The 11,792-nt window shown below is 42.9% G+C and carries 8 protein-coding genes; 5 read left to right on the forward strand and 3 right to left on the reverse strand.

Features of this window, described 5'->3' with window-relative positions; translation table 11 throughout:
- The first annotated feature begins 3 nt into the window (after positions 1-3).
- Positions 4-3,531 carry a pilus assembly protein gene (locus EXU30_RS15685; RefSeq protein ID WP_242620241.1) on the forward strand — a complete coding sequence of 1,176 codons (3,528 nt, stop codon included), beginning with the start codon at positions 4-6 and terminating at the stop codon, positions 3,529-3,531.
- Between the two features lie 2 nt (positions 3,532-3,533).
- A complete protein-coding gene (locus EXU30_RS15690) occupies positions 3,534-3,956 on the forward strand; it encodes a type IV pilin protein (protein WP_130601597.1) in 423 nt (140 codons plus the stop codon).
- Between the two features lie 147 nt (positions 3,957-4,103).
- On the opposite strand, the gene EXU30_RS15695 is transcribed toward EXU30_RS15690, so the two are convergent.
- Together EXU30_RS15695 and EXU30_RS15700 are read right to left on the reverse strand one after the other, a co-directional pair.
- Complete coding sequence (locus EXU30_RS15695) at positions 4,104-4,616, reverse strand: GspH/FimT family pseudopilin (protein WP_130601599.1); 513 nt, start codon at positions 4,614-4,616, stop codon at positions 4,104-4,106.
- 87 nt (positions 4,617-4,703) lie between these two features.
- Positions 4,704-5,219 carry a GspH/FimT family pseudopilin gene (locus EXU30_RS15700; RefSeq protein WP_130601601.1) on the reverse strand — a complete coding sequence of 172 codons (516 nt, stop codon included), beginning with the start codon at positions 5,217-5,219 and terminating at the stop codon, positions 4,704-4,706.
- A gap of 212 nt (positions 5,220-5,431) precedes the next feature.
- On the opposite strand from EXU30_RS15700, the gene glnB reads away from it, so the two are divergent.
- Positions 5,432-5,770, forward strand: coding sequence for a nitrogen regulatory protein P-II (glnB, locus tag EXU30_RS15705; RefSeq protein WP_130601603.1), 339 nt, complete (start codon positions 5,432-5,434; stop codon positions 5,768-5,770).
- 105 nt (positions 5,771-5,875) lie between these two features.
- Here glnB and EXU30_RS15710 read toward each other — a convergent pair whose 3' ends face one another.
- Entirely contained in the window at positions 5,876-6,889 is a 1,014-nt protein-coding gene (locus EXU30_RS15710; RefSeq protein ID WP_130601605.1) for a LacI family DNA-binding transcriptional regulator, read from the reverse strand.
- 562 nt (positions 6,890-7,451) lie between these two features.
- On the opposite strand from EXU30_RS15710, the gene EXU30_RS15715 reads away from it, so the two are divergent.
- On the forward strand, positions 7,452-10,046 hold the full coding sequence (locus EXU30_RS15715; RefSeq protein ID WP_130601607.1) for a TonB-dependent receptor: 2,595 nt from the start codon (positions 7,452-7,454) through the stop codon (positions 10,044-10,046).
- A gap of 84 nt (positions 10,047-10,130) precedes the next feature.
- Positions 10,131-11,678: a tryptophan halogenase family protein gene (locus EXU30_RS15720; RefSeq protein WP_130601609.1), complete on the forward strand. Its 1,548-nt coding sequence runs from the start codon at positions 10,131-10,133 to the stop codon at positions 11,676-11,678.
- Positions 11,679-11,792 lie beyond the last annotated feature (114 nt).

The raw sequence follows: 11,792 nt of genomic DNA on the forward strand, positions 1-11,792 counted from the left end.
GATATGTTATTTAAACATTCGTTTTTTGCCGCGACCTTTTTGGCTATTGGTAGCGCTGCAACCTCTATGGCACCAGCTCTAGCTGATGATACTGAGTTGTACGTATTGGAGTCTTCAATTCGTAGTAACGATAACCCGCAAGTACTTATTGTCCTCGATACCTCAGGAAGTATGGGCGATAACAAGTTTACAGCACCCACATTCCATGACCAGCCGAGCATTAGCTCATCGACCAAAATCTACTTTTCTCACGATGCGAAAGAAGTTCCTGAAGCGACTAGTACTCAGTTCTTTACCTATGCAAAAAATGGTTGCCATGTATCCAAAGAATTTCTAAAAGACTACGGTACTTATACTGGTTACTTCCGACACTACTTTAATTCTAAATGGTCCAAGTTGCCGCTTTATGACGGTTCACATATCTCAGTGTTAGATTGTTATGAAGACATTGCCGAACAAGAGACCCGTAACGGTTCTGGGCAGCCTACTGGTTACCCAGTTGATGACCTTAGTTCACCTTATAACAACGATATCGAGAAAGCTAAACTTACCGAGTTTGGTTTAGGTGATCCTGTATACCTTTATACTAAAGAGTATATTGATTGGTATCATAAAGATAACAAGCCAAATGGTTGGCCTAATGGTAGTTCTTATACTCGTATGGATGTTGCAAAGCGGGTATTGGAAGAAATCGTAGTTAACACCCCTGGTGTTGACTTTGGCTTAGCAATTTTCAATAAAAACTCTAACAATAGTCAGGATGGTGGTCGCATCATTCAAGGTTTCCGTCCTGACAGTATTGCCAACAAAAATGCCACCATTGATATCATTAAAAACTCTTATTCGATCAATGGCAACTACACGCCCCTTTGTGAAACCTTATATGAAGCCTATAGTTACTTGTTTGGTAAGCCAGTTAAGTTTGCCCATGAAACTAGTGGTTCGACTTCAAACCCAACTTATGATTCTTCGATTGAGTCAAATGGCGTGTATAAAAACCCTTTCGAAAATAAGCTCTGTCAGTCAAAAGCGTCCATCATTTACGTAACTGATGGTATTCCTAATAATGATCACAATGCTGATGCTGATATTAAAAAACTTCCAGGTGTTGATTTATCTATCGGTGTAGATGTTGTTTGGAGTGGCAAGACAACTACTAATTTAATGCCTTCAGTTGCGAAATGGATGTACACCAATGACGTCAATAGTAATATTCCTGGTGTTCAATCAGTAACTACCCATACCATTGGTTTTAGTTCTGGTGCCGCGAACGCCGCGCCAATACTTAAAGCAACAGCTGAAAATGCCGGTGGTAAGTATTACCCAGCTAATTCTGCACAAGAGCTTAAAGCATCTCTACTCAATGTGCTTGCTGAGATTAATAGCCAGGATGCTAGCTTCACTTCACCATCTGTAGTGCTTGATAAAACTCAAACAGGTGATGCCGCTTATTTCGCTATGTTCCTTCCAGATAAAGGACCTCGTTGGTCGGGTAACTTGAAGAAATTTAAAGTGCAATCTGACGGCAATGTGGTCGACAAAAATGACAACGATGCTATCGACTCTACTGGCAGCATCGCAAAAGATGCGTGTCCGCTTTGGACAACGGACTGTAGCGGCAGCGATTACGCTGGTTATAACGTAGAAGATGGCGGTGTTGCTGCTGTAATGCGCAGTACTTACAGAACCAGCGTATCTAGTCGTAAAGTTCTTATCAATAAGGGTAATTCGGGTGATCTTGTTACCTTTAATAAGACCAATATTAAGTTAAATTCAGCGCTGAACACTGACACTAAGCTTGCAGATTATATGGGCGTAACGAAAGACGATATTGATTCGACTCTGGATTGGGCTCGCGGTGTTAACGTTGACGATGAAGTATACAGCGATGAAGCTGGTGCTTCAGCGCCGTATCTACGCCAAGATATTATTGGTGACCCTCTCCATTCACGCCCACTGGTGATTAACTATGGCACCGAAGCGTCGCCTAATATTCGTATTCTCATGGGTACCAATCATGGCTTTATGCACATGTTTAAAGATACCGAGAAAGATGGTAATGGCAGTGTTGAGGAGTCATGGGCATTCATGCCTCTCGAGTTACTGCCAAATGTAAAAGGTTTGCGTGATAACCCACAAACTGGTGTGCATTCTATTTATGGACTAGACAGTTCCCCAGTTGCTTATATTGAGCGTAATAACAGCGGTACAGTGAAAAAAGCTTGGGTCTTCTTTGGTATGCGCCGTGGTGGTACCTCATACTATGCACTGAATGTTACAGATCCTGACGCTCCTAAGCTCAAATGGGTCAAAAGCGTAAGCAATTACTCTACTATGGGTGAAAGTTGGTCCGAGCCTGTCATCACTAAAGTGGCTGGGTGGCCTGCTGGTGCTACAACGGCTGGTGATGCAAAGCCTGTGCTAATTGTTGGTTCAGGATATAACCCGACCACAAAAGACGGTGCTTCAGTAGGCTCAAATGATACCACGGGAGCCGGGGTTTATATCCTAGATGCTAATTCTGGATCTAAGGTACACATGTTTGGCCAGTCATCCACTGGTGCTGATACTGTAATGCCCGGTCTAGTTGACAGTGTTCCAAATAAGGTTGCTGTATTAGACAGTGATAACAACCAACTGACAGACAGAATCTATGTGACCGATACTGGTGCAAATGTTTGGCGTTTGGATTTACCTGGGTTACCGACTGATACTAGTAACCCTTGGTCCGCTTTCAAATTTGCAAGTATGGGCGGGAATACCACATCGTCAGATAGACGTTTCTTTGCGGAACCTGTTATCGCGCAAACAGCATTTAGTAATGTTGCTGAGCATACGTATACAGATACTCAGGGCGTAGAGCATGTGACGACTCAACATCAGAGTATTCCGTATGACGCTATAGCTATTGGTACCGGTCATCGACCTCATCCATTGAATAAGACTCGTCAAGACAAGTTCTTCTTGTTCCAGGACCGGAACATTGTGTCTAAGTCTTTTAGTAGCGCTGCGGGTAATGATACGCCTGATACTCTTACAATCAGCGATTTATATGACGTAACAGCTACGCCTCCAGCGAGTGAGAGTGAATTAATTACTTTTGGCACTAAACGAGGTTGGTATTATAGTTTTGCCGATGCGGGTGAGAAGTCGCTATCCGCTGCGACTATTGTTCAAGGGCGGGTGTTCTTTACATCTTATGTGCCAGAAACAGGCGCAACTGACAACTCTTGTTTAGTTCCAGGGCAGGGTAGACTATATGGCTTTGACTTGCATAAAGGTGTTCGAGCATACAGCCATTCTAAGGACTACTTTGATATAGGTGAACAAGTGCCGGATACGCCAACATTGATTATTCCAAAGAATGGTTCCAGCGACAGCTATATGTACCTTATTGGTATTGGTGATGCCGCCAACCAAATGGATAAGGAAGATGCGTTACTTGATGATGGTTGTCCTCCCGGTGACGACGCTTGTGTTGGTGGCGGCCTTGGGGTTAACCAAATTTACTACCACTTGAACGAGAACTAGAAATGACAATTAAGTCACATAATCAACACGGTTTTACTCTTATTGAGGCCATGATAACTGTAGTTATTATTGGTATTTTGGCCTCAATTGCTTACCCTTCGTATACTCAGTTTGTTGCTAAAGGGGCTCGTTCTGATGCACTTGCTGCTCTGATGAATGCATCCAACAGGCAGGAACAGTATTATTTAGACCACAAAACGTACACTAATAATATGCGACGTTTAGGTTTGAATGCTCCTACTAACAATAAGACCCATGAGGTTGAAAACGGTTTGTATGAGGTAAAGGCAACAACCGCAAATAGCAGCCGCTTTGTACTGGTTGCTGCAGCTATCGGTGTGCAAAAGACTAGAGATGATGCATGTAAAGAGATACAACTTGATTCTGACGGTGTTAAATCACCAGCGGCTTGTTGGGCAAACTAGATTAAATACTAAAAGTTAGACGTATTAACACCAATATAAAATGGGCCTTGCTAATTACCTAGCAAGGCCCATTTTAGTGTTGGTTTTAAAATTGTAAATTGCGGTTTCAAGTTTCTATCGTTATCCACTTAGCTGGTTGTAACGCCTTTAACTGCAATTAACCGTAGTCGTTGCCGAGCTAATCTTACCTGAAACACTAACAACGATACCTTTAGAATATTCGCTGGTTTTACTCTCTGGACAATAGTTAATGGTAATTTGCGATGTACCATTAAGCATGCCATCAGCATTAAATGAGATTGGTGAGCTAGTCGATACTTTAATGAAGTCTTTATCGTTAAATCCATCTAGCACGCGAAGAGCATCTGTATTTGCATCTTTAGTCCCGTTTGAGGCAGAGTCTAAAATAACGTTATAGCCATCAATCCAATCGCCAGTGCAACCACCACCCGTACCTGGGCAAATACTCACATTGCGGCTGAAACTAACCGCCTGGCTGCGGCCAAACATAATCGCAGACTCGATACCACTAATTGCTGATTTGGCGCGTGTGCCATAGTACAAATTAGTCAGAGAAGGCACTGCCACTGCTATTAAGATACCAGCGACGATAAGTGTTACCATCAACTCTACAACAGTGAATCCATTTTGCCGTTTCATGTGATTTTCCTTTTTCTTATATATGAATAAGTATAAAGGAAAATCAGCGTCAATACAGTATTGCGATGAACTTGCCAGAGCTGAGAATTAACTCTTACATTCAATTTTCTTAGCTGTAGAAAATCTCACTCTGCCAGCTTGATTGACGATCACAGCCCTAGAGTGGGGACTAGTGTTAGTATCTGGGCAATATCTAAAAGTGCCATTGGTGCCAGATGCAAAGCCGTCGATTTTAAAACGGATGGCTTTGCGGTTGTAATAGGCAATATCTTGCGTGGGAAAAGCCTCGAAAACCTTGATAATTTTGTCATCCCCATCTAACTGATTTCTCGTTCCTGAGTCAAAAAAAGCGGTCATGCCTAATTGCCAGTTATTGTCACAGCGATTATTTTCTAGATGGCAAATCGTCACGGGTTTGCCATAAGTGAGGGCATGATTACGGCCTAATTGAATAAAGCTCTGAACTTTACTTACATGGGTTTGGCTGCGGATTTTTTGCTTTAAAGCCAAAAAGCTTGGTAGTGCTGTGAGGGTAAGTGAGCTAGCAATAACTAAAGTCGTCATTAGCTCAATTAGGCTAAAGCCCTGAGTGCGCGTATGCATATGTTTCATCCTTGAATGTTGTGCTTAATAAAAGCGCCCGCCAAATCCTGTGGCAGGAGTGAGAGTATAGTCGAGTTTTTTTGTTTGTGCCTTGCTATTTGAAATGATTGAGTAAATTGGCGCTTATGCAGTAGACTATTGCAATATTCGTCCTTTGAATCCAAGCTAACGGTATTCAAAAGGAGCATTCGCGTAATTTAAGGAGTGAGTAAATGAAAAAGGTCGAAGCGATCATTAAACCGTTTAAATTAGATGATGTTCGAGAGTCTTTGGCTGATATCGGAATTACGGGAATGACAGTTTCTGAGGTAAAAGGTTTTGGTCGTCAAAAAGGTCATACTGAGCTTTACCGTGGTGCTGAGTACATGGTTGATTTTTTACCTAAGGTAAAAATTGAGCTTGTTATTCAAGATGATGTACTAGACCAAGCACTTGATGTGATTGTTGACACTGCACGCACTGGTAAGATTGGCGATGGTAAAATCTTTGTGACTGATGTAGAGCGCGTTATTCGTATCCGTACTGGCGAAGAGAACGAAGACGCGGTTTAAGCTTTTATCTTGCCATTGCAATCAAAAATAGCCTCTTAATGAGGCTATTTTTATAGGTGACTATTGGTTATAGCTTGTCGCGAATACTCTGGTTTTAATGAACCACTAGCAAGGAGCCTGAGTCGAATCCCTTATCACCGGCTCTGGGGTAAACACTTTAGTATTGTGTTTAAGTGTTTTGCGGTGTTTATCAATGAGTAAATCGGTTGCGACCTTAGCAATTTCAATATTCGGTTGATGCACCGTTGTTAGTTTTGGCAGAGTTTGACGCGAAAACGGGCTATCCTCAAAACCCACAATAGATAGTTGCTTTGGAATATCGAGCCCAGCTAGCCTTGCTGCAAACAATGCACCAGCCGCTATTTCATCGTTACAGGCTACGATTGCGGTTGGTTTATATGCTAGCTCTAGCATTTGATTGGCGCAGTTGACACCTGACTCAAACGAATATTGTCCTTGTAGGATCCATTCGGGTTTTACTTCCAGTTGATGCTTCTCTAGCGCTAGCTTAAAGCCATTAAAACGCTCAATGGTTGATTCATGCTGCTGATCACCGCTAATAAATCCAATATGCTGGTGGCCAAGTTCAATGAGGTGTTCAGTAATTGCTGTCGCACCATGTTGGTCGTTAACCAGCACAGTTAGCGCATCTTCGCTGTCTGAGTTTTCTCCAGCAATAATACGCACATAGTTAGCGTTTATTGAGTCGAGCGCTGCTAGAATATTTGGGTCTTCCGACATAGGCGGCGTGAGCACTAATCCAGCTAGTCTAGACTGCTTGACCATAGAGGTGAGCTCTTGACAGATATTTTCTGAGCGGGAGTTACACGGATGAATCAGCAGTTCAAAGCCTTTATCACGGCAAGACGACAAAATACCATTTTGCATATCAATTACGTAATAAGCATTTGAATTGTCATAAATAAAACCAATAACGTAAGAGCTGGTGCTGGCAAGGTTACGCGCAGCAACATTAGGTTGATAGTTCAACTCTGCAATAGCTTTGTTAACCTTATCGATTGTTGCCTGTCTTACCGAAGGCTCTTTGTTGGTCACACGCGAGACGGTTTTTATGGACACGCCAGCATGTTTAGCAACGTCATTAATAGTAACTTTCATATTGATGCTCAAAGCGCTCTTATCGAACCACGCCTAGTTAATCGCGGGTAAAATAGGGCAAGTTAAGTGTATTTGCTCTAAAGTGGCTATTCTACACAAGTTTGCGTAATTGTTAAAAATCCATAGTGCGCAGTTTTTGATGATTTGGCAATGATCATTTGCTTTCTATTAAACCTCTCTAGGTTGATTCTCCGCTTAATTTGACCTGAATATAGTGGCGAATTTGTCTTTTAATAATGTATTACAAATAAGCCTACTTTCGATGAAAAAAGTGCAATTTATTTACTTATGCCAAACTTGGTTGTTTTATAAACGAAAAAATCTGAGTAAATTTCATCAATAAATCCATGCTTACTAATCTATTGATTTAAATCACGAATAGTTTAAATCTAGTTTGATGCTTGTCACGCTGAATTATGGTTTTGTGATCGAATTGTTTATTTTGTTGTGGCGCAACTGTTAATTATTGTGTAATGTTTAGCCTAGACATGACAGCGTTGTCATTTCTTCGGAAATGGTTATGAACATAAAACGATAATAAGTTATGGAAAGGGAAACAAAGATGCGACCATCTACCTTAAAGAAAACACCACTAGCAACTACTATTGCTCTGCTTATGGGCGGCATGATCTCAACAGGAGTGACTGCAGCAGAGCCAGTAAATGATGAGAATATTGAAAAGATTGAAGTGCGTGGTATGCGCGCATCTTTGAAAGCTTCGGTGAACGAGAAGCGCTTTTCTAACTCTGTTGTCGATGCGGTTACCGCAGAAGACATTGGTAAGTTCCCCGATAGTGATATCGGTGAGTCATTAGGTCGAATTCCTGGCGTTTCAGTGAACCGTCAGTTCGGTCAAGGCTCGCAAGTATCGATTCGTGGTGCTTCAAGTCGCCTAACTCGTACGCTACTTAATGGCCACAGTGTTGCTTCTACTGGTTGGTATGATCAGCAAGATATTGACCGCAGCTTCAACTACAGCCTACTTCCACCAGAAATGGTTGGCTCGATTGTGGTTCATAAGTCTTCTCGCGCCGATATGCCAGAAGGTGGCGTGGGTGGTACTGTGATTGTTGAAACTCGCAAGCCACTAGACTTAGATTCAAATACCGTGTTCTTAAGCGCAAAAGGCGATTATGGCTCAATCTCTGAAGAGACAGACCCTGAATTATCAGGCCTTTACAGCTGGAAGAATGAAGACGAAACATTTGGTTTCTTAGTATCTGCAGCAGGTTCTGAGACAAACTATCAACGCAATGGTATTGAGTCACTTGTTGGCTGGGGTGATATTGTTCCATCAACATTTGAGCAAGAGCGTGAGCGCACTGCACTGAATGCCGCTTTCCAATATCGACCAACTGAGCAGCTTTCTCTTGGTTTGAACTTAATGTCTTTAGACATGAAAGCAAACAATGCTAATACCTCGTTGTTCGTTATGTTCCCTGATGATAAAGATGCTGCTTGTGAACAGCGCAACGCATCAGGTACTTGTACTTTCTATCGCCGTGACGCTAACGATACTAACCCTGGCTGGGCACAAACCTGGGCACGTAAAGCGAGCATGGACTCAAAAACGGTCGACTTCGACTTCGCTTATGAGGCTGACAACTTTACCCTAGAAGGTCGTGTGGGTAACACCAAATCTGAAGGTGGTACTGACTTAACTGCAAACTATGGTTTCTGGTTAGGTACACCTGCAGACTTTGCTGGTACTTATGATGCAACAGGCGATGTGATCAACATTGATATTGCAAACAAGAACTTCACTGCAGAAGATTTTGGTGGCCAATTATCACCAGCAGGTTGGTCGCTTAAGAAGCAACCAAACTCAGATGAAGAAACCTATGCTCAGTTTGATGTCACAGTCCCAGTAGAGCTGGGTGCGATTACTTCGTTTAAATCAGGTGTGCGTTATGCAGACCATGATGTAAAGCAGCTAACGCTACCTGCAATTGTCGCTGCTGATGTTGCCGCTAAAGACGCTTCAGCATATTACAATGGTCAAGTTTCTTCAGGCGCCGGTTTTACACTACCTAAGCCAAACCTTGATGCGATGATTAACGATGCATACGCAGCTATCGAAGGTTTCTCAAGTGAAGGTGCAGTATACAAATCGGGTTACGGTACCATTAATGAGAAGAACCTAGCGCTTTACTTAATGGCTGATTTTGAAGCTGAAGGTATCCGCGGTAACTTTGGTTTACGTTACATCTCGACTGATGCTGAATCTGACTACTATGCCCTGCAAGCTGATGGTACTTATGCGGATAACCTCAGCAAAGACAAAGCTAGCTACAGCGACGTGTTACCAAGCATCAACGTTGCGTTTGACGTGACCCAAGATGTGATTATTCGTGCATCGGCTGCGCAGGTTATTTCGCGTGCTAACTATGCAGATATGTTCGCATCTTCAGCGTTAGTGGGTTATGCGGATGGTACTGCTGGTAATGAAGTGGTTAACACGGGTAACGTTGGCCTTAACCCTTACAAAGCTACCCAAGCCGATTTAGGCGTTGAGTGGTACTTCAGCCCTGATGGACTTGTAAGTGCTACATACTTTATCAAGGACATTAGCTCATTCATTACGACAGAGCAGCTGCTTGATCAGCAAGTGGGTATTGTTGACCCAGATTCTGGTGTAGATAACTGGACTGTATCAACCAAAACAAATGGTACCGGCGGCACAATTAAAGGTATCGAGTTACAACTTCAAGATGCGTTTGATAATGGCCTAGGTTATTCGGCTAACTATACATTTGCAGAATCTGATGCCCCAGCATCGAACTACCCTGATGAAATCAGCGTGTTCTCAGATTCATCTAAGCACACTGTTAACCTAGTTGGTTTCTATGAGATGGATGATTTTGCAGCGCGCGTAGCTTATAACTGGCGTAGTGAGTATATGATCCGCGAGCTGCCATACTTCTACGGCAACCGTGAGCATGAGGCATACGGTACACTTGATTTAAGTGCTAGCTATGCAATCACTGACTACCTAGGTGTGACCTTTGAAGTAGTTAACCTACTTGAAGAAGACAGCATTCAAAAAGGTATCGCGCCATCTGGTGCTGAGGTGAAGCCTGAGCTTAAAGATGGTTACCCGGCATGGAGCTTTGAAGGTGAGGCTCGTTACAAGTTAGGTATGACGTTAAGATTCTAATCTCTGATTTGAAAGTCTTTAACTAAGCAAAGCATCAAAGCCAGTTACCCCAGTAGCTGGCTTTGTTTTTTAGAGGATGGATAAGTGCAAATATCTAAAGTTGCTATTATTGGCGGCGGCACAGCAGGTTGGCTTGCTGCGAATCACTTAGGGCTAGCCCTTGCTGGGCGTGCTATTCAGCTAACGCTTATAGAGTCGCCCGACATTCCAACAATTGGTGTCGGTGAGGGTACAGTGCCGTCTATTAGACAGACCTTAAAGCGCTTTGGGATCCGTGAAACCGAGTTTATTCGTAGTTGCGATGTGTCGTTCAAGCAATCGATTAAATTTCAAAATTGGCTTAATAAACAGCTTCATGGCGAGGGTAACTTTTATCATCACTTGTTCGACAACCCATTTCGGTTTGGCGACCAACACTCAAAGGCGTGGTATCAAGATTGGCAAAGTAGTCAAACAGATAGCGCTTATGCTCAAACCGTTTCACCTCAGTTTGCCGCCTGTGAAGCCAATTTAGCCCCTAAGCAAATTACAACGCCAGAATATGAATCTGTTTGTGGCTATGCCTATCACTTAAATGCAGCTAAGTTTGCTCAGCTCCTAGGTGACAATGCCAAGGGCAAATTTAATGTCGAGCATGTTAAAGCGAATGTACTTGATGCCAAGCTGCACGCCAACGGCGCGATTAAATCGCTTATATTGGATAAGCATAGCGCGCAGCCTGAGCGTGAGTTCGACTTTTATATTGACTGCAGTGGTTTTGAGTCGATTTTGCATGCCAAGGTGTTAAAAAGTGATTTTGTGGATAAATCCTCGCAGTTGTTTGTTAACCAAGCGCTGGTTGCTCAGGTGCCAACCGATGAGTCACAAGCTTTGCCGCCTTATACGCTAGCAACAGCTCATCAAGCAGGGTGGATTTGGGATATCGCACTGCCGAGCCGCAGAGGTTGCGGTTTAGTATTTTCAGACAATCATATCTCAAGCGAGCAGGCACAAGATAAGTTTGCCAAATATTTAGGCGAGGCAGCTGCACAAGCTAGCATTAGACAAATACCCATGAAGGTAGGTTATCGAAAGCAGTTTTGGCAGCAAAACTGTGTGGCACTTGGCTTAACGCAGGGGTTTCTTGAACCAATTGAAGCAACCTCAATTTTGCTCACCGACTTTAGCGCAGATTACCTCGCTAAGCGTTTCCCAAGCTCAACCGAACAAATAAGTTTATTGCGCGAGCGCTTCAATCATACGATGACTTACGCATGGGAGCGGGTAGTGGAATTTGCCAAACTGCATTATTGCCTGTCAGACAGAATTGATAGTCAGTTTTGGATTGATAACCGCGCTGCTGAATCGATCCCTGATGGATTAAAGCAAAGGTTAGCATTATGGCAAACAGCTATGCCGATTACGGATGATTTTTTCTCGCGCTTTGAAGTGTTCAATTTAGACAACTATTTATACGTCCTTAATGGAATGAAGTTTAAGGGCGACTTTGTGGCTGCCTCTTCACAATCAAACAAAAGCGCAGGCAAAGGCAACCTGGCTATCGAGTCAATGGCTAATCAGTTATTAGCTGAGTTGCCCGAACATCGAGATTTAATCAACAAAATCCACCAATTTGGGCTGCAAACGGTTTAGTTTGGCGCTTTTTTGACCGAACCCCATTCTAGTCAGCAGTTAATGATAAATTCACTTGTAATTCGCAGGTAAGTTGGTAGTTTCAAGGATGTTCAAATTCATTACAAAAAGCAC

The organism is Shewanella maritima (assembly GCF_004295345.1).
Taxonomy (GTDB): Bacteria; Pseudomonadota; Gammaproteobacteria; order Enterobacterales; family Shewanellaceae; genus Shewanella; species Shewanella maritima.